A 22,895-nucleotide genomic window follows, 5' to 3' on the forward strand; every position below is an offset into this window, starting at 1 on the left:
GCGAAAAAATAACTGTAAGGAAATACCAAATCCAAAAGTCTTCTGAGACCGACTCTAAGCCTATATACGGTGAGGACCTCCGCTTTGGATTGGAGATTTCAAAAAAAAAATCAGGCGTCTGGAATTGGATGAGAGGTGAAAAAGTGGAAGAAGTGAGTTTACCCCAACTTCTTCCACGTGTCTTCGCTTTTCCGAAAAAATTTTCTGAACCGTTTTATTCTAAATCTGACACTAAATTACAGTGATCAGAGGGGAATATCCGGCTCAACTGATATTCGTCGGAATATGGGAAAAAAAATGAGCTTGCTAATTTTTGACGATCTTTTGCACCTTCGCCGCCGGGCCTTCTCCGACCCGCAGGAAGTAATTTCCGGCGCTCAGATCGCTGAGGTTCAGTTCCAGATAATCCTGGTCCTGAGCCAGCTGCGTGCGCTGGATCAAGCGACCGGCAGCATCGAACAGCGCTACCGGTAAGGTGCTTTGAACCAGCTCAGTGGTAGCCCGCTGCAAGCGTAGATAATTCGTTGCAGGGTTCGGGAATGCACTGATATTAATCTGATTGTCAGATAGTTGTTCGTTATTTGATCCACTTGCCTGGTATCCGAATAATCCACCGACTATGGCTCCGATAACACCACCTTCAAAAGTCTGGTTGGTATTCACGTCACCCGGGGTGAAGGTCAATGGCAGGGACCAGAGGAAGTCCAGTAATTCAACACCGGAACCGGTCATCTGCAGGGATTGATTTGGCAACAACTGGGTACCGGCGTGTTCGGAGGTCATACCGGCCGCAGGTCCTTCCGTAGCGGTAATTCCCGTAAGGGTACCGAGGCCTACACCGATAAATTGGACCACGTCTCCACTTGGGTTGACCAGGGCGATACCCTGTCCACCGGACAATTGTTCCATTTCGTACCATACGGTACCGTATCCGTTCTGTTGACTTGGGATTAATTTATACTCCAGGTCTTCTACCGTAGCCACGGCGCCGTCCAGTTCGTAGAGAACGACGGACCAACCCTGTAGGTTTTCACCTGATTCACCGGCGACTTCCAAACCTCTACCGGTCGGATCACTGGCCATATAGTTAACCTCGTTGATAAACGAAGATTGAGCGCTAAGGGTGCTCAGAGAAAATAAAACTGAGAAAATGAGAAGGAGTGGGTAACTCTTTTTCATGGCGATAACTCTTTTAAGTAGTAATTAATTATTTATTCTAAATACATGGATTTAGAAAAGAGTCGGTCACCAGAAATTTTTGATTTGGAAAAACGTATAAGCAAAAGTATCAAATGTTCTTCATATTTGCAAGAGGAACTGGAATTTTATAATACTCAACGATATCCAAAAGGTTTTTTCTGGTGCGCTCGAGGTTGTGTTTTTCATAAGTTTGTTCGATAATGTCGCGCAATTTCTTGATGTACTGGTTGCGACCGTTCTCCCGCCATTTTGCGGCGTAGTAATAGGCGTGAATGGTGAGGTCGTTTTCCGGATTGACAGTTTTACCTTTTGTGGATTTTTTGTAACGCCGGTAACTTTTTTCCAGTTGTTCATAATCTTCCAGGCAGAAATTGGCCATGATCAGGTTCGTATAGATCGGGTCAATACTGGCGTGGAATGCTACCTGTTGATATACGGAAAGAATACCTTCCTGAACGCGAACGCATTCTTTAATATCTTTTTTGTCGCCAAGCAGCAGCAACCCCCCGTAAATGGTGGAGAGGTTGATGTAGCGAACGACGAATTTTTCTTCCAGCAGGCGATTATCGAGAATGATGCGGCAGCGCCGACGCAGCTGTTCCAGCCGGGTCAGTACTTCCTCCGGGATCAGTTCCAGATGATCCGGACGGTAGCTGGTGAAATAGGTGCTGACAAAGTGGCTCGTCTGGATCGCAATAGAACTCAATTCCGGTAGGTTGATAAAGCTGTTCCAGAACAGGTCGCCTTCACTGTCCTCCATCATGCGGGCGGCCTCGGCCAAAACCTCCTCAAAGCTCAGCTGCTGAATGGAGTAATTGAGCTTCAGGAAAGCCAGTCGCGGGCGCAGGTTGTGCAGAAAAGGAAAAATAATGTAATCGTATTTCTGCAGTTGCTCTTCGATATCCAACAGTTTTTCGTAGGTATTCGGAGCGTAAAAAGCCGGATCCCGGTAGAGGTAGAGCAGATTGTAGGTGTTCAGCAACGCGATCATCCGGATACTGAAGCTCGGGCTGTTGACAAACTGCTCCAGATAAGCCAGTTTTTCCTTCTTATCTTCCTCGGTGGCTTCTTTGCCTTTATTTTTCAGGTCCTTGACCAGAAAGTGGTTCAGGTTGTTCATATCCGACTGGAGCTGGGCCAGATGCTGGATACGGTCAAAATATTGCAGGGATTCCTTGGAAGCCTGTAACAGAAGTTCTTTTTGCGCCAGGATGTTGGATACATTGATCTCCGTACTGATGTCCTCCACTTTTTCGCATACATCCTGCAGGATCTCCGCCAGATGGGTCCCCTTTTCCAATTGGCCTTCGTTGATGTATTGCTGTACCCGGCTGATATTGTTCTGGAGATAATCCGGATAGTTACGGGCCAGTACATTGGTCAGTTTGAAAGTGTAGTGGGCGAGTTGGAAAAACTTCTTCAGATCCTTTTCCCCGTCGGCTTCCTCCCCGTAGACCTTGCGGAAAAGCTCTTCGGAAGACTGCTCCACCAGCACATCCCGGTCGATCACGTCGATCAGGGCCAACGGATAATAGGACCGCAGGCTGATGTTCTTGACATGCTCACGGAAAATCCCGAAATGGAAATCATCTAATAATTTGACTACTTTCTCGATTAACAACATAGCGATACACTTTGGAAAGTGTGCATTTTTCTCCAGTATGATTTAATCCAAAGGGGGAAGAACAAGATCAATCGACCTGTGTTCGAGAGCCAATTATAGTTGACTACCGGTTTTAGACGGGACAGCATAACCGATGATAGCCGCAGGGTATAGTAAAATACAGATGCAAATTTAAGCTGTCAGGCAATCCGGCCGGAACCGGATAGTTCAATAGTTTACGGATTTTAGAGTGGTAAGGATTCAAAATACAATATAAGGTTTTCTGCAAAACTTGCACTTTATTCTTTTGAATTTTCCTCATAATCACGCCAAAATCAGACACCACCGTTTTTTAGACTGAGAGTTTGCAGTTTTGTCACATCAATTTTTAATTACCAAATAGGACTAGTGTGAATTCAAACTCAAAACTCAACTACTTTTTAGGCCTCTGCTTTTTCAGCCTGGCCTTTCTTTCGGCAAACGGACAAACACCGGAAAGACAACAGCTACAACAATTGCAGGAATTGCGGAAAGATCAGCAGATCCGCTTATTCGAACTGGATGAAGATCGGCAGACTCCTGCTTCCATTCAATTCGAGACGACCGCTAAGGCAACCTACACCCAGGCCGACATTCCGGCACTACTGGGACGGGTACTGGCCCTGCGACCGGGGGTGGATGAACTCAAGCTCATCAAAAGGGACCGGCATCTGGAAGACATCCGGATCAACCGCTTCCAGCAGTACTTCCAGCAGGTGAAAGTGGAGCACGGCCAGTACGTCGCTTTGGCTAAGGGCGATCGCCCGGCCAGCCTGAGCGGTGCTTTTTACAGTCTCGACCAGCAACTAAAGACCCAACCTACCCTCGACGAAAAGGCTGCGCTGCGCCTGGCGCTGCAGAGCATCGGTGCCCGTCAGTACATGTGGGAGGCGGTCGATCAGTATCGCAACGGGATCAACGCTCCGCGCATTGCCGCCGAGCTGAACCGGGCCTACAACAGTTATTTTCCGCAGGGCGAACTGGTGATCGTCGATGATTACGATACGCCGGAGCTGGACCTCGACCTGGCTTATAAATTCAACATCTACGCCAGCGAACCGCTCAGCCGCGATTACGTCTACGTCAATGCCCACACCGGAAAGATCATGTTGAAGGACGCTATCATCAAACACGCTCAGGCTGATGTGCAGACCCGCTACAACGGCACCCAGATGATCGGAACCTCCCTGGTTACGGAGCTGAGTCTGGATCCCTTCTCCCTCGGTTCCACCGAACACTACGTACTCTGGGACCAGGAGCGTGGCAGCGGCATTCGCACCTACGATATGAACGCAGTGGGCGGCCTGCCGCTTTCCATTCCGCTTCTTTACGAAGCAGCGGTGGATTTTGTGGATGATGATAACAACTGGACCCTGGCCGAACACCAGCGCGATCCGGCGCCCACCCTGGAAGAAGCCATCAACGACGATATTGCCTGGGATGCTCACTGGGGCGCAGCTATGGTTTACGATTACTGGAAAGAACGGCACAATCGCCTGAGTTACGACGGTGATGATGCCGCTATCGACAGCTACGTACACTACGGTGAAGGTTATGACAACGCCTTCTGGAACGGTAGTGCCATGACCTACGGGGACGGCAGTTACAAAAATACAGGACTGGTGGAAGTACCCGGTTTCAGCCCGCTGACTTCTATGGACGTCTGTGCCCACGAGATCGGCCACGGTGTCTGCGAATTCACGTCCAACCTGGTCTACCAGAGAGAATCGGGTGCCATGAATGAAGGTTTCAGCGATATCTGGGCGGCAGCGGTAGAAGCCTACATCCAGGAGCGCTTCAGCAGCCAGAGCTTTGACTACAACGTCTGGGGCATCGGCGAGCAGATCGACCAGCGGGACGGATTCAATAACCTGGACCAGGCCCTGCGCTGGATGGATGATCCCAAAAGAGAAGGCGATCCGGATACCTACGGCGGTGCCGGCTGGACCAACCCGGAATGTGGAGAACCCACCCTGGCCAACGATTACTGCGGCGTACACACCAACAGCGGAGTGCTGAACAAATGGTTCTACCTGCTGACGGCCGGCTCGGGAACGGCTCCGGATGACGGTGTCAACGACCTGGGCGATGCGTATAGTGTAAACGGTCTGGGCTTCGGAAAATCAGAACTGATCGCGTTCGGTACGGAAGTACAGCTCACGCCCAATGCGACTTTCGCGGAGGCACGGGCGGCTTCCATTGCCTACACGCGCGCCGTATATGGGCCTTGCTCCGACGAAGAAGAGTCGGTTACCAATGCTTGGTATGCAGTTGGAGTGGGGCCCGCTTTTGGCTGCTCCAATGAGGCATCATCCGGCTTCCTGGTCACGCAGGCCAGTGTCAACGAAGCGGTGATGGATGCCGCCGGTTGTGGCGCCGAAAAAACCGTGACGGTTAGCCTGTTCGTCAGTGGTACCGACGGTTTTGATCTGGCCCTGTCCGGTACGGCCACCGAAGGTGCGGATTATTTTGTGGATAATACCACGATCGCCAGCAGCGGCAACGGCTTCAGCACGCAGGTCATCACCATTACGGTGCTCGATGATGCTACCGAAGAGGGAGATGAAACGATCATCCTGAGTATTCCGGCGGGTAGCGGCAGTGCGCCCGGTGCGGATACTTACACCCTCACCATCCGGGATGACGATGTAGCACCGATCATTGGTATCGGCCCGAAAAGCCTGCTGTTCGAGCGTTTCCTGACTACGGAAATGCCGGATTCCTGGGCGGTAGTGGAAAACATCGCCAGTTCCAACCAATGGTACTTCGGAAGTTACCAGGGAAGCGCGTACATCAGTTTGACCGGCGAGTTGCCCAACTACGAAGGCAATACGGCAGCCTGCGATATTATCCTGAGAACACCGCTGATCGATGCCCGCGGACTGACCTCCGTTGACCTGTCATTTGACTGGACTGCCGGTGGAGAAACGGATGTGGCACTGCAGGAAGCGGCCCTCTTTGATTACGCCAACCTGGTCTATTCATTCGACGGAGAACGTTTCTTCGATCTGGAAGATGTTTTTGTAGGGGATAACTTCGGCCTGACGCCGGCTTCCGGCGCTTATAGTGTTGACCTTTCGGAAACACTGGCCAATCAGCAATTCTATATCGGCTGGCGCTGGCGTAATGATGCCCTGCTTTCTTCGGCCTACAGCTTTACCGTGGATAACGTCCGGGTGAATGGCGATACCCGCCAGGTAGAATCCGAATTGCTGCATAGCTCGGAAGCTCCGCTCGGACCTTTTGAAACGGCCTATTTCTACAGCCTCGAAGACAAACAGCTGATCGCCGCGGTGACCAACAATACCGGACACGATTTCGGTTGCACCAGTCTGTCGATTGAACGCAGCGGTTCCGGAGCGGCCTCCTGGATGAACGGCGGCAGCGCTACCGAAAAGGCCATTCGCTTTAACGCAGAAAATACGACCCGGAAAGCGGATCTGGATATCAGCCTGTACTATACGGAGGCAGAAATGAGCGGTTGGGAGCAAGCCAGCGGCCTGAGCCGCGATGCCCTGGTGATGAACAATACCAAGGCGGGAGCGATCGGAGATGCGACCAAGGGGAATACGAGCTCCGGCGCAACGACTTATACGCCGATCTACAAATCAGGTAATACCCTGATCGCGGGAAGCTTTAGTGCATCGATCCAGGGGAGTATCGGCAGCCTGGTACTGGCCGCCGAAGATAGCGGCAGCAGCCTGATCCGCCCGGATGCCTTCACTACTGCACATGGAAATAATGAATTTAAGGTGTATCCGAATCCAAGTCGCGGACAGTCAACGGTAGAACTGCCCGAATGGACGGGCACGGAAACCGCCGAACTGAAACTGATGGATCTGCAGGGACGTATTCTGCAACGGCAGGCCATTCCGGCGGGAACCTATTCGATCCAGCTTAATGCTAACAATGTGCCTGCGGGCATGTATTGGATTAGTTTGCAAACCGGTGATGAGACCTACACCCGCAAATGGATCAAAGAATAAAACTATTGCATTGAAGAAAAACCGATAGGTACTTAAACCCGGTTGCAGGTATGCCGCCGGTGGGTGCTGTAGAAGATCAATACCGGAGATCAGGATAAAATATTTGCGTTTGGACTACTCATCCTGATCCCGGTTTATTTCAGCATTTTATTACCGGCAACATCGAACCCGCAAGCTGGGTTTTCAGGAAGGAGGCGACTTTCACGTTCTGTGGAAGCCGCCTTTTTTTTACCAATGATCGGCCCATATCATATGGCGAAAGTATAAGTTTAATGAATTGTAGATCAGTAAATTGAATGGATGAGGCAGGGGCAAAAAAAAAGAGGTAGAAGCCACTTTCTTGGAAAGCAACTCTACCTCATCGCCATGTTGTATTTAGAATAATTCTTTACTGACGCATGGCTATAAATGGGCGACAGAAAAAGCTTGTTGTGTTTATTTATTGGAAACGTCTGCAAGATAGTTGAGAATGGCCCGTTAGAGACGCTTATCTGATATCATTCGAAACATGCGGAAATTTACCCATTCGAATCATCATATCAGACTAGCCGCTATTCGCCATAGATAGTTCTCACCTTTGTATGGTCAGAAGAATTTTTTTTCAAGCAGCTTCTAAATGTCAAATAAACCAATAACTAGTATGAAGAATTTCGCCACTATGAGATCATCACTCGGACTGGAGAGGGTGAGCCTTTTTTTAATCCTTGTTTTTCTTTTTTCAGCAAACCTGAATGCACAGGAGAAAGTCAGCCCGGAAAAGGCACGTACCCTGTTGGAGGAGCAACGTGCGGACCTGGAGTTGACGCCCGATGATTTCGCAGATTTTGTGATAACCGATCAGTATACTGACGCTCACAATAACATTACCCACATTTATTTACAGCAACGCTACCGCGGCATCGATATCGAAGGAGCCGTGATCAGCATGCACCTGAAAAACGGAACGGACGTCGTGCATGTAGCCGACCGTTTCGAAAAGCGGATCGTCGGCCGGATCGGCGGCAGCCGCAGCCAGCTATCGGCCGTAGACGCCGTGCAGGCAGCTTCCCGTGACCTGGGACTGAAACCCGGTAAACCACTGAGCGTGCTTCAGGAAGCAAATTCCGCTGCCCGCGAAAGCGTGATCCGCAAAGATGGTATCGCGCAACGGGATATTCCGGCCAAACTGGTCTACCAGCGGCACCGCAGCGGACAACTGCGCCTGGTGTGGCAGGTAGAGATCTATACCAACGACGGAGAACACTACTGGCAGATGAAAGTCGATGCAGCCAGCGGTGAGATCCTGGAAAAACGCGATCTGGTCCTGCACTGTAGCTTTGGGCATCCCACGCTGGGCCCCGGCGTTTGCAGTGACGGTCACGGAGCCGTTAGCCCGGGGAAGGAGGGAACCGCCATTGAAGTCCCTTTTACGACAGCCGCCGAAAGCTCATCCGCAGCAAACTTCGTCGGCAACGCGTACCGAATTTATGATGCTCCTTTTGAGACGCCCAACCACGGTAATCGTAGCCTGGTATATACCAACGGTGACCCCGTTGCCTCTCCTTTCGGATGGCACAATGACGGTCTGGTTGGCTATACCATTACCAAGGGGAATAATGTATATGCCTACGAAGATCAGCTGGGAGCCAACGCGGGGCTGCCGGCAGTGGGTGGACTGCTACCTACCCAGCCGCTCAACTTTGATTTCCCGCTGGATCTGAATCAGGAGCCGGGTACCTATAAAGATGCCGCCGTCACGAACCTGTTTTACTGGAACAACCTGGTACACGACGTATTCTACCACTACGGTTTTACCGAAGCATCCGGTAACTTCCAGAATAACAACCTGGGCAAAGGCGGTCTGGGCAACGATGCCGTAATGGCGGAAGCACAGGACGGTGGCGGAACAAATAATGCCAACTTCCTGACCTTGCCCGACGGTATCCCGGGACGGATGCAGATGTATCTGTGGTCCAGCAACCAACCGGCAGAGCTGGTACATATTGACGGTTCCACGACTTATCCAAGCGGTGGCCCGAGCTTTACGGCGATCCAGGCGGCCTTCGGCGCGTCGGTTGATCAGACCGGAATTGCTGGCGAGCTGGTACTTATCGAAGCGAATGCCAATTCTTCCTCTACCTGCAACAGCTGCGGCTGTGGAACCGGCCAGGGTGTCGGCCTGCCGCCGAATAATGATGTAACCGGAAAAGTAGTACTGATCGATCGGGGTGATTGCTCCTTCATCGAGAAGATCATGGGCGCCCAACTCGGTGGCGCGGCCGGTGCTATCGTCGTAAACAACATTCCGGGCGACGGTCCGATTGCCATGGGTGGCGATGAAACGGGCGCTACCATTCTGATCCCTTCCGTTATGGTCAGCTACGCTGATGGACTGGAACTGAAAGACGAGATCGCACTGGGAAGCGTGCAGATCGGATTGCGCCGTCTGACGCCGGCTCCTCCGATGAAAGATGGTGACCTGGATAACGGCATCATTACCCACGAATACGGACACGGCATCTCTACCCGTCTGACGGGCGGCCCGAGCCAGACCTGCCTGAGCGGTGACGAACAGGCCGGAGAAGGCTGGAGTGATTTCTTTGCCCTGATGATGACCATGGATCAGGCGACCCTGGCGGATGCCGGATTCTCCGGTAGAGGCATCGGTACCTATGTATTCGATCAGGCGATCGACGGCAACGGTATCCGTCCGGCCCGCTACGCCCGTGACCTGAATGTAAACGATTATACTTACGCCAACATCAATAACGGAGAAATTACGGTGCCGCACGGTGTCGGTTTCATCTTCTGTACGGCACTCTGGGATATGACCTGGAACCTGATCGATGAATACGGCTACAATCCGGATCTGGTGAACGGAACCATTGCCAATGGTAACATCCTGGCGCTCCAGTTGGTGATCGACGGGCTGAAAATGCAGCCCTGCGGTCCTACTTTCCTAGACAGCCGCGACGCCATCTTGGCGGCCGATGTGGCCCTTACCGGCGGTGCCAACCAGTGTCTGATCTGGGAAGCGTTCGCCAAAAGAGGGATGGGCTTCAGTGCTCAGGCCGGTTCCAACAGCCGGGGAGACGAGGTAGAAGCATTCGATATGCCGCCCACCTGCCAGGCTGCCGTCAGCATTGAGCAACTGGCTACACCCCGGGTAAACAACGGTGGTGTGATCGACTACACGATCCGTCTGACCAACAGCGGCAACTTCCGCTCCAAAAAGATCACGGTTACCAGCCCGATCCCCGCTTTCACCAGTTACGTGAACGGATCGGCCAGCACCGGCGGCAAAGTTAAATCCGGCGTACTGACCTTCTCCAATATTCGCGTGGAAGGTGGAGAGACCAAAGACCTCACCTTCAGTGTGCGGGTAGATGCACCGGTAGCCGGTGAATTATTCTTCGACGACGACATGGAAGACGGTGTCAATAAGTGGAATCCAAGTATCGGCCTGAACGGCTGGGCCCTGGCCGATGATCAGGTGTACAGCGGTAATTTCTCCTGGTTTGCGGCTGATCCGGATCTGCTCAGCAACCAGCGGTTGAAACTGGCCCAGAGCATCACGCTGCCGGCCGGCGCAGAACTGCGTTTCCGCCATAAGTTTGAGACGGAAGCCGACTTTGACGGTGGAGTAGTGGAATTGTCTACCAACGGTGGCCTGACCTGGATCGACCTCGGCGGTCAGATGACCCGCAACGGATATAACAATTTCGTACCGGGTGCCAACAACCCGCTGATTAACGGATTCGCCTTCGGTGGCAGCAGTAACGGCTGGATAGAAACGGTGGTGAATCTCGGACTGTTCGCCAACCAGAGTGTGCAATTGCGTTACCGCCTCTCTTCCGATGCCGCAACTGCCGGCCAGGGATGGTGGGTAGACGATGTGATCATCGGTAAAGACCTGACTTACGTAGAGAATACGGTTAGCTACAGCATTCCCGGTGAGGATGCCGGATCTTCTACCGTAAGCACGCTGGTGTTGGAAGGCGCTGCCTCCGCTCAAAATATACAAGCAAGTTACCCCTCGCTCGATATTGACACTAACACCTCAAACAAATTTACGATGAAGGCATTTCCAAATCCTACGCGCGATCGGGTACAAATCAGATTTGACAACCTGGACTTCGGTGACATCCACATCGAAATAGCCAATCTGCAGGGCCAGCGCCTGATTGAGAGAGACTATTTCGCAAACGGAGCATCCGAAACCCTGGAAATGGACGTTTCCGAACTGCCGAGCGGCCTCTACATTATGATGGCCAGACAAAACGGTCTGCGGGAGATCTCCAGACTGATCATTGAGTAAACCAGTCGGGCCATCCCCGCGGGGAAACCACCCGGGCTCAATGTAATCTTTCCCTTCCGGTCAGTTCCGGGTACCGCTGGAGGTACCCGGAACTCCGGACCGGGAGGCGGAGATCACGGAGTCGTTTGCCGGAACCAGCTGATGTGTACCATTTTAGATTGTATTGACCGGGCGGGCGGGGGCAATTGCCGCTCCTTGCTGCGCTGAGTTACCGTCGAGTATACTACTCTCTACTTAATAACTGCCGGGGAATAGATTCAGAATCCCAAACGGATACGTAATATCCTCTCCGGCTTTGAGCAGAATTGGAGAAGAGTTGATGGGGCCGAAAGCGGCAGGAAGTCCCCTCTAACCTGTCGGTGAATCCCTTATCGCTTTATCTCCGTTCTGCTCATTTTTATGGTTGCAGATCCCGGTAGCAATTCGCTACTCCTTCCATTTTGGTCTGCAGGGCATCCCACGCCTTATTTTGGATCATTTCTTTATCAAACAACAGACTACCCAACCCAAACCCGCAGGCACCGGCCCGGTAATAATCCGCCATATTTTCCAGGCTGATCCCCCCGGTGGGCATCAGTTGGATCTCATCCAGCGGCGCCAGTACTTCCCTGATGTAGCCCGGGCCGAAAGCACTGGCCGGAAATACTTTCACCAGGGTTGCGCCCCAGGACCAGGCTTTGTAGATCTCACTGGGGGTAAGCGCTCCGGGAAAAACCGGCACCTTTGCTTCCACGCATTTGCGGATAACCTTTTCGTCCAGTACGGGGGTGACGATAAACTGGGCACCGGCGGCGAGCGCCGCATCCAGGTCCTCTTCGGTACACACCGTTCCGGCACCGATATTGAGCTGTTCACCGAAGGCCTCACTGGTATGCCGCAGGATGTGCAGAATATCCGGAGTGTTCATGGTGATCTCAATGGTCGTCAGGCCCGCCTCCAGGTAGCGGGGAATGATCTCGAGCAGGTCATCCAGGTGTACACCACGCAGAATGCCTACCAGGGGCATGGCCGAAAAGCTTTGCTGGGAAAAACTCATTTAAAGCAGGTTTTATACGGAATTACAGCGCAATAGAGGCCGCTGCAGATCACAAATAAACTGCTTTTTGCGGAAGCTACAAATTGCGCCAGAATAAAGCATGGGCTCTAGCTACCGCTCCTTCCACCTCATCCGCCCCGATCACCTCTACCTGCCGGATGCCCAGTATTTCCAGGGCCCGCTCGTAAGGAACCCTCAGCCGGCCGCCGCCGCAGAGGTATACGGGTACCCCAGTGGGCAGTTCCCGCAGCTCGCTGCCGATAAGCAGACCGCTGAGGTAATGGAAATTCTGCTCCGGGCCCAGTTGGTGCAGCAACTCGTTGGTGCGTACGTGGAAGCTGGTCGTCAGCAGGCTAAGTTCTTTGGCTGCCCGCACGCCTTTGGCAAAATAAACGGGATCGGCGGGAGGGACTTTGCCTTCCGGCAGTGAGTTTTTTAAAATACTGTGACTGCTGAGCAGGGCGAAGAACTCACCGGTCATATAGGTATGAAAATCCACGATGGTTTCCCCTTCCAGGAAAATATGTTTGGAGTGGGTGCCGGGAAGGATCGCCACCCCGGCACGGGAGGCAAAGCGGTCCGACAGGCCGATGATCTGACTTTCTTCTCCCCGCATGACATCGTGCTCGCTGCACAGGCCGGACCACAGGTAGATGGGTGGCCGTTGGGTTGCATCCGGCTCGATGATCGTGTATTCCAGCTTTCGACCGGAAAGAGGGAAAGGCAGTTGACTGTAGGGGAGTTCGAGCATACCGATGGACGAAGAGGCCATCCCGGAGATCAGCACCGGAATGCCGTCCAGTTTTCTCCCGGCCTTTTTGGATAGCAGGTAGATCCGAAAATCCAGATATTCCAGGAAGTATTCCAGGCGTGCGGGATTGCCGGGTTTACTCCAGTTGGTATACATTTCTTTTATGCCCAGGCCGTTATCCACCAGGTGAAGGATCTTTCCATCACTTACCCGCACCAGGTACAGCCGGAAACTACTGGTTCCCCAATCACAGGAAATGAGATAATCGGTTGCGATCATTTGCCTTTACCTTGAAGGAGTACGAAAAGCGTATAGAACATGATCTTGAAATCGAGCGCCAGGGACATATTCTCGATGTACAGGATATCGAATTTCAGGCGCTGGATCATCTGTTCCACATTGGAAGCATAGCCGTATTTGACCTGTCCCCAGGAAGTGATCCCCGGCCGTACCTTCAGCAGGTAGCGGTAGTGGGGCGCCCGTTCGGTGATCTGATCAATGTAAAACTGGCGCTCCGGACGGGGCCCGACCAGCGACATCTCTCCCTTCAGTACGTTCCAGAACTGCGGTAATTCATCCAGTCTCCACTTGCGCATGGTCGCTCCCCAGGGGGTACAGCGATCGTCGTCGTCGTGGGACAATTGCGGTCCGGCTTCTTCGGCATCCGTGTGCATGGACCGGAATTTATGGATCCTGAAAGGCTGGCCGTTCAGGCCGATCCGCTCCTGTTCGAATAAGATCGGGCCGGGGGAGGACAAACGTACCCGTAGCGCGATGTAGAGGTAAAGCGGCGACAGCAGTATCAGGCAACAGGCGGACACGTAGATGTCGATCAGCCGTTTGACCAGGCGTTGCCATTTGGGCATCAGGTCCTGGCGGATCTCGATGAGAACGGCGCCGTATACATGGTTCATCTTGACCGTACCCAGCATAATGTCGTACATATCGGGGATGATCTTGACCAGCAACTGATCACCAAAATCGAACAGGAGATTCAGGATCTCCCGGAGCCGGTTGTGCTCGGAAGTCTCAATGGCGATGATTACTTCTTCGATCTCGTTTTCCTCGATCACTTCCGAGATATTCTCGATCCGACCCAGGCGGGGCAGGTGAACGGCCAGTTTGTTGGCTTTTTTGCCGTTGGCATCGATGAAGCCGATGAAATCATAACCCAATTTTTTCTCCCGGCTGCTGATCTCCTTAAAGAGGTCCAGAGCATTCTGGTTGCCGCCGATGATCAGGGTACTGAAGGCGACCTCGCCGGATTTGAGCCGACGGCTGGCCCGGGTGAGCAGGATCATCCGCACGGTAGCGGTCAGGAAAAAGTGGAAGAGGAAAAGGGCCAGGAAAGAATTGTAGTAGGTAATGTAGTTGGTGACGAAGTCATCCAGGATCAGGGTGAAAAACAGGAAGGTGACACCGAAAAAACTCAGAAAAATGGTGCGCGCCAGCGTAGCCAGCCGGGAAAGCCGGTAAATATCCTTGTATTGGTCGAAGATGGCGTAGAACAGTACCCAGCCGGTGGGGATGAGTAAGATCCCGTACCAGAAATTGGGGTCATTCACCATCGACCAGTCTAATACGCTGCCTTCCAGCTTTTTGCGATATACAAAAAAACAAGCCCACGAAAGCATCGCACTCATAAAGTCCGCTACCTTATATACAAAAGTATCCGACTGACGCTTCCGGCTCATGCTGCTTCGGTAATAGTTGCTATTTAAAAATGGACAAGTTTAATATTATCTAGGCAAACCGTAGCATTATTTAATGTTAATTGCCCATCTTCTGTTGGTATGAATGCCCGCAATGCCAGTTTGTGGCTGTCGTAGGGACTGGTGGCCAGCAGTGCGCTCAGGTTGAAATAGATCTTATTCCAGCTGGCTTTCGGATTGAAACCCGGATCGAAAACGATATTGGGGTTACTGGTACCGGCCCCGCCCGCCAGGCCGAAGATCACCGGCGCATCGGACTGATAATTGACTTCCAGGTATACGAACGGACTGCGATCCGTCAGCTCGGTAAATGCACCGATCGTAGCGAGTTCGACCACCGGATCATCCGCCGAAAGCCGGATCTTGCCGCTGTAACTGCCTTCAAAGGGATCGGTACTGCTCACCTGCAGGCCTGAATTGCCGAGCAGGGTATCCCGGAATACGGAAGTCCCCGATTCGAAATTCTCGATCAGGGCAAAACGCGTATCTCGGCTGTAGGAGGTAGTGGGGGAGATGGTTGTCGTCTGGTCAGGCATCAACGTAACCGTGGTTTCGTACGGCTGGTAAAAGGGGTAGATCTCCGGGGTGGAACCGATGCCGTTGTCCTTTATTCCGGCCTCCAGAAAAATTTCCGCCTCCCCGCTCATCAGCACGGGAACGGTAGCCGGCAACTGGTAGGCTCCGAGGAACTCGTCGTTGACGGTCACCCATACTTCGGTGATCTTTTCACTGGCACTGCCCTGGACCAGTTCATCGGTCTGCAGGCTAAACGGTTCGATATAAAGAAAGGCCGGAACGGTTTCTTCCGGGTTGATGATATCGCACTGGAGGCAAAATGTTGCCGTCAAAATCAATATACAATAGGTAATATACCTCATATCTGTCCGATAAGTTTCGCGGGGATCTGGTTTGGGGCTGATCTTACTCCGGCCGGGCCGGAAGCAGGTTTAGATCAATACCGACCGTCTTTCGATCTCCCCGATAATTTCGTAGGCCAGCTTCAGCGCGTGGTATCCGTCCTGGATGCTGACCGGTGGCCGGCTGTCCTGCACGATACTGGTCGCCAGGCTTTCCAGCTCCATTTTGATGGAGTTGACCGGTTCGATATCCGGAGCCTGCATGTGCAGGAGTTTCTTGCCGCGCGGTGTATCGAGTTCCATCAGGTCGGTATCCGGCAGGTCCGTGGCCGACTGGTCGAACAGGCGAATGATCTGGGCCTGCTTATCCAGAAAATCCAGGCTGATATAGGCATCCTGCTGGAACAAGCGCACTTTGCGCATTTGTTTGATCGATATCCGGCTGGCGGTCAGATTGGCCACACAACCATTCGCAAATTCAATGCGGGCGTTGGCAATATCCGGCGTGTCACTCACCACGGCTACTCCGCTGGCGCTGATGTGGCTCACCTCGGAGGGGACCATGCTCAGCAGAATGTCCAGATCGTGGATCATCAGGTCCAGTACCACAGAGACATCCGTACCCCGTGGATTGAAGATCGCCAGGCGGTGGGCTTCGATAAACATGGGGTTAAGCGGCATATTTTCCAGGGCCAGCAGCGCCGGATTGAATCGCTCTACGTGTCCTACCTGTACTTTGACGCCGGTTTCCTCGCTCAGTTTAACGAGCGCTTCGGCTTCCTGAATAGTGTGGGTGAGTGGTTTTTCGATGAAGATGTGTTTCCCCTTTTCCATGGCTTTCCGGGCCAGTTCGAAGTGGGTGGTGGTTGGGGTGACGATATCGACTACTTCTACGGCTTCCATCAGGCTGTCCATATCGGGGAAGGAACGAATACCGTACGCTGCGGCCACTTTTTGGGCATTGGCCGGATCGGCATCATAGAAACCGACCAGTTCGTACGTTTCACTAGCCATCAGAATGCACTTGATGTGGATCTTGCCCAAGTGCCCGGCTCCCAACACACCTATTTTTAACATGGATATCGATTTGAAAATCCGGCTGCGGCCGGATCGGTTATTGTCTTGTTACGGATTGACCAGAACGGCCCGCGCCGATCAGCCATTGCTAGCGGTAGTACATCAGTATGGCGCCGAAAAGGGTGATCAGAGTGATCAGTACCGTGGCCATCTTAATGGAATAGCGCATGTGGTTAACAAAGGTCTCGATCTCTTCCCGGAACTGAGGATAACGCGGATAGATCTCTTCCTCCATCTTCTTGCGATTGAAGATATGTGACGCCCCGAATTCCACTTCGTTCTGAACCAGTATTTTGTAAGTTTTCAGAACGCGAACCCGAAAGTACACATTCACAAATAGCATGGCTATAAACAGACCGATCACTATGGTAATCAACAATACAAACATGAGTTATTCCATTTCGATCAACAATTGACCCTTTTCCACCGCATTTCCTTCCTCCGTATGAATACTCTTGATCTTACCGTCCGCCACCGCCTTGATCACGTTTTCCATTTTCATGGCTTCGAGTACTACCAGCAGATCGCCGGTCTGGACTTCCTGCCCCTCCGCCACTTCGATCTTCAACACCAGGCCCGGCATGGGAGCCTTGATGTCCTTCATCTGGTGCTGATTGGTCACCTGGAGGCCGAGCTGATCGATCAGTTGATCGTATTCGTCTTCCAGTCTGACGGTAAAGAGTTTTCCGTTGAGCTGCAGTTTGAGTACCCGTTTGTCCCAGTCGACAGCGTGTAAAACCGCTTCGTAGGCTTTCCGCCCGGCTAAAACGTGAAATCGCCCTTCACCGGTAGGGATCAGATCGATACCTTCGGAGGAAAGATCTGCAAACTCAAATTGTTCGTCAACGATAGCTTTGTACTTCATACCTTGGATTTGCCGAGTTTCATCATGAAGAACGTTTCGAAAGCGGTAAAGATCAGATATATACCGAAGAAAGGCAGAATGAAGGCTTTGCCTTCGGGTTTGGCCAGCTGCAGGTAGGCGTAGATCACCATGATGGCCATGAACATCTTACCGATGGTAAATCCCAGAACGACATTGGTGAAATCATTTTTATTCTCACTCCGGGCGCCGCGTTTTCCGGCGTAATACATCAAAACACTCAGCCCGATGAAACCCACCAGACTGATCCAGGACAGTGACGCGTGTGCCTGTAGCTGGGGCAGTTGATTCAGAAAATACAGCCCGGCGGCTACCGCTACGGACAGGATCAACAGCTGAATAAAAAAATGTTTAGCCTCCATATTTTTGCCGTCAGTTAGATAATACCGGCACAAAGCTAAACCGCCGGGGTTATAAATACAAACAGCCGGATAAAAATTACCCGGCTGTTGGTGGTGTGCATGCAGCTTTCAGAAGGAAATGATCACTGCATTGATTACTTATTAGTAAAGAGGTCCTTCAGGGAAACGTACAGGGCCGCAAAAATGGATAGCAACGCCAGCCCTACGGTAAACCAGGGTGTGTTGGTCTGGAATTTTTCATCCAGCCACATACCGGAGTAGGTACCGATGAGTATGATCACCCCCATTTGGATGGCCATACCGGAGTACTTCATATAATTCTGCGTACCCTTGCGGATCTTGTCCTTTTCGTCTTCCTGATTTTCCACGTCGGAACTTAGACTTTGCTGGGCTGCCCAACTTTGGACGCCGAAGGATTCATCGCTTTCTGGTCATTAGAATTCACTCTTTTTTCGCCAACCAGATTCAGGTTACCGCTGACCAGAGCGCCAGACTGTACAATGAGTTTATTGTAAGTGACATCACCACTTACTTTCGCGCTTTCGCGAATATTAAGTACTTCGCTCACGTTCAGGATACCTTCGAATTTACCCTCGATCATTGCATTCTTGCAACGGATCTCACCTTCTACCAGGCCGGTGGGACCAATGATCACTTTGGCATCACAGAACAATTTACCCTTGATGGTGCCGTCTACCCGGAAGTCGTTCTTGGAATTAACCGAACCGTCTACAACGGTGCCTTGCACCAGGCTGTTCAGGGAGTGGCTACCGCCACTGGATGAGGATGAAGAACTGGATTTGCTTTTTGTAGCCTCCTTGTCGTTACTGCTGCTGTTTCCAAACATCGCCATGTTTTCGATTTTTCTAGGTTAAGAATCGTGTTTACTCATAGAATAGAGGGGAAAATCCCCAGCAATATAGAAAAATTGGTCGGCAAAAATATACATTATCGCCCAATTTTCAGGTAGTGGGGTAGATGCAATTATCCTGCTTCCATTACGAATGGAAGCAGGATAGGCAATTAGATGAACCCGCCGGGCGGGTGCGATTGGGGTTGATAAGAAGAGCGAAAGAATTGATTACCAGGGGCAGTATACACCTCTGTTCTGAGGACCGCAGATCTTGTACTGCAGTGCGAATTCAAATCCGCCAACGCCTTTACTGGCCGGGCGCAGCGGTGAAACGTTTACGTCGTAGCTGAAGCCTAGTGTGAAATTATCGTAATCGAAGCGGGTAGACAGAATAACTGCATCCGTCAGGATCCCTTGCGGTACTTTATTGGCAATACGCGCCCAAACCCCCAACTGGAAGGACTGGACACTCTGTGCGGTACGGCCCATCCGGAAACGGAAACTGGTACCGGCGTTCACCTGAAAGGAAGGTCCCTGGCTCATTACAATTACTCCCGGCAGTACACCGATGTTGCCCCGGCGACCGGAGAACTCACCACCGGCATGTACAGTAAAGCGGCTGTAGATCAGGTCTTCCGCTTCCGTGCTGAAGGACTGGTTGGCGCGATTCAGGTGATGGAAAGCACCACCGAAATACAGGCTGTTGTGCTCATCAAAAACGCTGAACCACAACAAACCGGCAGCCAGATCGGCAAAGATAAAGTTGTCGCGATCGAAGCTGTTTTCCTGAGAAGGCAAATTGGGATCGAAGCCGCCCTCACCGTCGTGCTGGGTTCCCCAGCGTAGGTTGATGAAGTCGATACTGCGCTGGGCAACACCCCCTTCACCGCCGACCACCAGATAGTGGCTGCTCTTGCGATCACCTCCCATCCGCTTGGCGTAGGCCAGGGACAGTTTACCCGTCAGGGTGGAGAAATTGGATTCACCGGCACGGTCTCCCCAGAAAGTACCACCCACTCCGAAGTTGTCGTAGCGACCGACGGGGATCTTCTGATCGTAGGATACAGAATAAGTACTGTAAGCATTGGACCGCATTACGCTGGCCCATTGATTGCGGTAGTTGGCCGCTAATCGTATGTTACAGTTCATCACCCCGGTCATGGCTGGGTTCAGGTTCAAAGGTGATAGGTAGAACTGAGAAAAGTGGATATCCTGACCACTTAGTGACGTGATTCCAAAGGTCACTAAAGCCACCATCAGTAGGGACTTCAAATGATTCATACAAGTTTGGTTTGTATATCTTCTGCTCAAATGCTCCGATTTTGCCGGTTCGAGCTACAATAATAAGCAAAGCAAGGGAATTCCTCGCAAAAAATATGTTAAATACCCCTGCAATCTAGCAAGAGGTAGGTTTCCTAAAAGGACAGGTCTATTTCAGTAAGAATGTCAATCTCCTGACCCCATTATATTATTGTGTGCTTAAGGGCAGTTGTTGAAAAAATGAATATTTATGAGAGTAGTAGTTGGAGTTGCAAGATAAAGAACAATCCTCAAACGATAGGGGGCAAAAAATTATTTTCACAAAGATACAAAAGATATATTGATAGAGGAAGGCCGAAAGTGGAAGGAGTTGCAGATGAGGGGGGAATTGTGACAAGGAGACCTCGTGAGTGGGAGAGTTGGAGACAGGGAGATCGGGAGATTGGGAGACTGGGAGAGGGGGTGACTTGGTGACAGGGTGAGTATACCTGCGCCCCAGGTCGCCCACTCACCCAGTCACCCAGTCTCCCCGTCACCAAGTCACCGTGTCAAAACCGAAAGCTCACCTTTCCCCGCAAAAAGAAAGGCGTACCGGGGGTATAGTGCAGTTCCTCGATGGGAGCGTCCTCATTGCGCAGTCTGGATTCGGTGGCAAACTGGGCCTCATTCCACTCCGTATCGAAGAGGTTGTCGATGATCAGGCTGAAAGTGGTTTTATTCCAGGTATAATTGGCGTTGAGATCGGTAATGAAATACCCGATCGCCGTGATACTGCCGTCTTCGTTGGCCGGGCGGTCTTTGATGTACCGGTAGCGGAGGCCGCCGGAGAAGCCGCCTTTGGATTGGTAGACGATACCGCCCACGGCGGTCAGGTCCGGAGCCAGGGGAATGTAGTTGGCTCCTTCCGGCTCCTCGATGGCCCGCGCGAAGGTATAGTTGATATCCGAATCCAGGAAAAAGCGATCACTGATCTGGTACCGCAGCCCGAAATCGATACCCGTCCGGCGGGTTTTGCCACTGGGTTCCACGATGCCTGCATCGCCTACATATACGAATTCCTGCTGCAGGTAGAGATACCACAGGGCCGTATTGAACCACAGGCGGGGCAGGGGTTTCCAGACGGTACCCAGGTCTACGCCGTAAGCCGCCGGCAGGATCTGTTCGCCGCTGCGGGCCACTACCACGCGCGTATCATTGGAGTGGAAGCCCATCCCGGATTTCAGGAAGATCTGCCAGAAGGGACTTGGATTGTACATGAAGTTCAACTTGGGACTAACGATGGCTTTCCCTTCGGAAAGGGTGCGGTAGGCCGTTGTGAGATTATCGACGTAATCAAACTTGAGGTAATCCAGCCGAACTCCCGGATTGATCAGAAAATTTCCGATCTCGAACTCGGAATTGACGAAACCGTAGAGGTTGGATTCGTTGATGTCACCCCGGGCGATCTCTTCGAGTGTCGTTTTCCGGTTGGCAGTCCGGGCCAGTTGATTGTCGTTGATCTGATCGTAGCGCAGACCCAGTCCGGCCTGCAGATCGATATCCATATCACCGGGTTCGAACTGGCGGTGGTACACACTTTGTAAACCAAAAATATTACGGTCCTCTACCTGGCGGATCTGATCACCGTTTACCGGGTCTTCGAGGAAAAAGGTGAAATTGGAGAACAGCTCGAAGTCGTAATGGCTGTAGAAGGCATTACTTTTAATGAAGCTGTTGCCGTCGATATTGCGCGTGTGGTTTATGGCGATATTGGACCGGCTGGTGAAGCCCCCTTCCGTGTCGTCAATAGCACCGAACCGGGTGATGATCCCGGCATCCACGGCCCGCTGGGGGATCTGTCCGGAAGCATCCCATTTGCTGTCGAAATGTGAGGCCTGAATGGATAGTTTATCATTACCCGGCAGATTGACGGTGTATTTACCCATCAGGTTGATGCGGTTGAAGTGCTGGGAAGATTCAAAAGGACCGTCCGTAAGGATATATTCCCCGGCAATGTAGGCCTGGTGATCGCTGCCGGCGGGCAGGAGATCAAACATACCGACGGTCCGGGTGGAATTGAACTGGCCGTATTCTACACTGGCCATACTGCTGCCCAGTCTTTCTTTGGTCTGAAATTCGATGTAACCGGCAGTGGTGAAATTCCCCTTGTCCGCATAATAAGGCCCTTTGCTGAAATCCACCCGTTCGACGGTTTCCGGGATCAGGAAATGCAGATCGGAATATCCCTGTCCGTGCGCGTGTGACACCATATTAACGGGCATGCCGTCCACACTGATGTTGATATCTGTACCGTGATCGATGTCAAAACCGCGCAAAAAGATCTGCTCGGCCTTGCCGCCACCCGCGTGTTGGGCAATGAACAGACCAGGTATTTTCCGCAGGATCTCCTGGGAAGAATTAACGGGATTATTGCGCAGGTCGATCTGCGAGATCTGGTTCAGGGAATTGTTCTGGTTGGAAATGACCACCTGATCCAGATTGATGGGCGCCTCCCGCAGGGTGATGACCATCGGCTCGGAAAAATCCTTGGATTCCAGTACCAGCGATTGGGTGCTAAAGCCGATAAAACTGATCTTCAGGGTATCTCCGGGCTGGAAGCCGTCGTGCTTGAACGCACCCAGTTCATTGGTGTGGGTATGTTGGGAAACATCGTTGGAAAGAATGTAGGCATCCTGGACAGGTATGCCGTTCTTATCTACCACCTTACCTTGCAGGATCTGGGCATGGAGCGAACTAAAGGCCAATAAACTTAAGCATACTAAGAGTAGGTATTTATACATAATGATCACAATTATTCGGTACGCTTTCAATCGGCCGATAGTCAGCTCGGGAGCGTACACGGAAATAGAGGGGAGAAAACCGGCTGCGGCTTTTTCAATCCCCGGGAAAAGAAATAATGCCTGGATAATAGATAGCGCCGGGCGAACCGCCGCCGCGTTTATCCACAGCAAAATGAAAAATTGAAGGAAAAATGAGGCC

At 51.9% G+C, this 22,895-nt stretch carries 16 protein-coding genes; 2 read left to right on the top strand and 14 right to left on the bottom strand.

Annotated elements, in window-relative coordinates; translation table 11 throughout:
• Window positions 1-306 precede the first annotated feature (306 nt).
• Both CRP01_RS07515 and CRP01_RS07520 read right to left on the bottom strand, forming a co-directional pair.
• A complete protein-coding gene (locus CRP01_RS07515) occupies window positions 307-1,179 on the bottom strand; it encodes a T9SS type A sorting domain-containing protein (protein ID WP_099149412.1) in 873 nt (290 codons plus the stop codon).
• 109 nt (window positions 1,180-1,288) lie between these two features.
• Entirely contained in the window at window positions 1,289-2,824 is a 1,536-nt protein-coding gene (locus tag CRP01_RS07520) for a hypothetical protein (RefSeq protein WP_099149413.1), read from the bottom strand.
• Window positions 2,825-3,213: 389 nt separating this feature from the next.
• Between CRP01_RS07520 and CRP01_RS07525 the strand changes: the two genes are divergently transcribed.
• Window positions 3,214-6,828, top strand: a complete 3,615-nt coding sequence (locus CRP01_RS07525) for a M4 family metallopeptidase (RefSeq protein WP_099149414.1) — start codon at window positions 3,214-3,216, stop codon at window positions 6,826-6,828.
• Between the two features lie 658 nt (window positions 6,829-7,486).
• Window positions 7,487-11,125 (top strand): M36 family metallopeptidase, encoded by a 3,639-nt coding sequence (locus tag CRP01_RS07530; RefSeq protein WP_170110271.1) that lies wholly within the window; start codon window positions 7,487-7,489, stop codon window positions 11,123-11,125.
• A gap of 397 nt (window positions 11,126-11,522) precedes the next feature.
• On the opposite strand, the gene CRP01_RS07535 is transcribed toward CRP01_RS07530, so the two are convergent.
• The 12 genes from CRP01_RS07535 to CRP01_RS07595 form a co-directional block, all read right to left on the bottom strand.
• The gene (locus CRP01_RS07535) at window positions 11,523-12,161 is read right to left on the bottom strand and encodes a bifunctional 4-hydroxy-2-oxoglutarate aldolase/2-dehydro-3-deoxy-phosphogluconate aldolase (RefSeq protein WP_099149416.1); all 639 of its coding nucleotides are present in this window, start codon (window positions 12,159-12,161) and stop codon (window positions 11,523-11,525) included.
• A 76-nt stretch (window positions 12,162-12,237) separates the two neighbouring features.
• Complete coding sequence (locus CRP01_RS07540) at window positions 12,238-13,191, bottom strand: 2-dehydro-3-deoxygalactonokinase (protein ID WP_099149417.1); 954 nt, start codon at window positions 13,189-13,191, stop codon at window positions 12,238-12,240.
• Window positions 13,188-14,606, bottom strand: coding sequence for a sugar transferase (locus tag CRP01_RS07545; RefSeq protein ID WP_099149418.1), 1,419 nt, complete (start codon window positions 14,604-14,606; stop codon window positions 13,188-13,190). The genes CRP01_RS07540 and CRP01_RS07545 overlap by 4 nt, the downstream gene beginning before the upstream one ends.
• A gap of 23 nt (window positions 14,607-14,629) precedes the next feature.
• Entirely contained in the window at window positions 14,630-15,472 is an 843-nt protein-coding gene (locus CRP01_RS07550) for a hypothetical protein (RefSeq protein WP_143473307.1), read from the bottom strand.
• Window positions 15,473-15,571: 99 nt separating this feature from the next.
• Entirely contained in the window at window positions 15,572-16,558 is a 987-nt protein-coding gene (locus CRP01_RS07555) for a Gfo/Idh/MocA family oxidoreductase (RefSeq protein ID WP_185154552.1), read from the bottom strand.
• An 88-nt stretch (window positions 16,559-16,646) separates the two neighbouring features.
• Complete coding sequence (locus tag CRP01_RS07560) at window positions 16,647-16,946, bottom strand: hypothetical protein (RefSeq protein WP_099149421.1); 300 nt, start codon at window positions 16,944-16,946, stop codon at window positions 16,647-16,649.
• Between the two features lie 3 nt (window positions 16,947-16,949).
• Window positions 16,950-17,423, bottom strand: coding sequence for a biotin/lipoyl-containing protein (locus CRP01_RS07565; RefSeq protein ID WP_099149422.1), 474 nt, complete (start codon window positions 17,421-17,423; stop codon window positions 16,950-16,952).
• Window positions 17,420-17,803, bottom strand: coding sequence for a hypothetical protein (locus tag CRP01_RS07570; RefSeq protein WP_099149423.1), 384 nt, complete (start codon window positions 17,801-17,803; stop codon window positions 17,420-17,422). Before CRP01_RS07570 ends, CRP01_RS07565 begins: the two co-directional genes overlap by 4 nt.
• A gap of 134 nt (window positions 17,804-17,937) precedes the next feature.
• On the bottom strand, window positions 17,938-18,171 hold the full coding sequence (locus CRP01_RS07575) for an AtpZ/AtpI family protein (protein ID WP_233752643.1): 234 nt from the start codon (window positions 18,169-18,171) through the stop codon (window positions 17,938-17,940).
• An 8-nt stretch (window positions 18,172-18,179) separates the two neighbouring features.
• Window positions 18,180-18,656, bottom strand: coding sequence for a bactofilin family protein (locus CRP01_RS07580; protein ID WP_233752644.1), 477 nt, complete (start codon window positions 18,654-18,656; stop codon window positions 18,180-18,182).
• Between the two features lie 228 nt (window positions 18,657-18,884).
• The gene (locus CRP01_RS07585) at window positions 18,885-19,937 is read right to left on the bottom strand and encodes a PorP/SprF family type IX secretion system membrane protein (RefSeq protein WP_099149424.1); all 1,053 of its coding nucleotides are present in this window, start codon (window positions 19,935-19,937) and stop codon (window positions 18,885-18,887) included.
• A 527-nt stretch (window positions 19,938-20,464) separates the two neighbouring features.
• A complete protein-coding gene (locus CRP01_RS07595; protein WP_233752645.1) occupies window positions 20,465-22,867 on the bottom strand; it encodes a TonB-dependent receptor in 2,403 nt (800 codons plus the stop codon).
• Between the last annotated feature and the right edge of the window lie 28 nt (window positions 22,868-22,895).

Source organism: Flavilitoribacter nigricans DSM 23189 = NBRC 102662 (assembly GCF_002646595.1).
In the GTDB taxonomy this organism is placed as follows: Bacteria; Bacteroidota; Bacteroidia; order Chitinophagales; family Saprospiraceae; genus Flavilitoribacter; species Flavilitoribacter nigricans.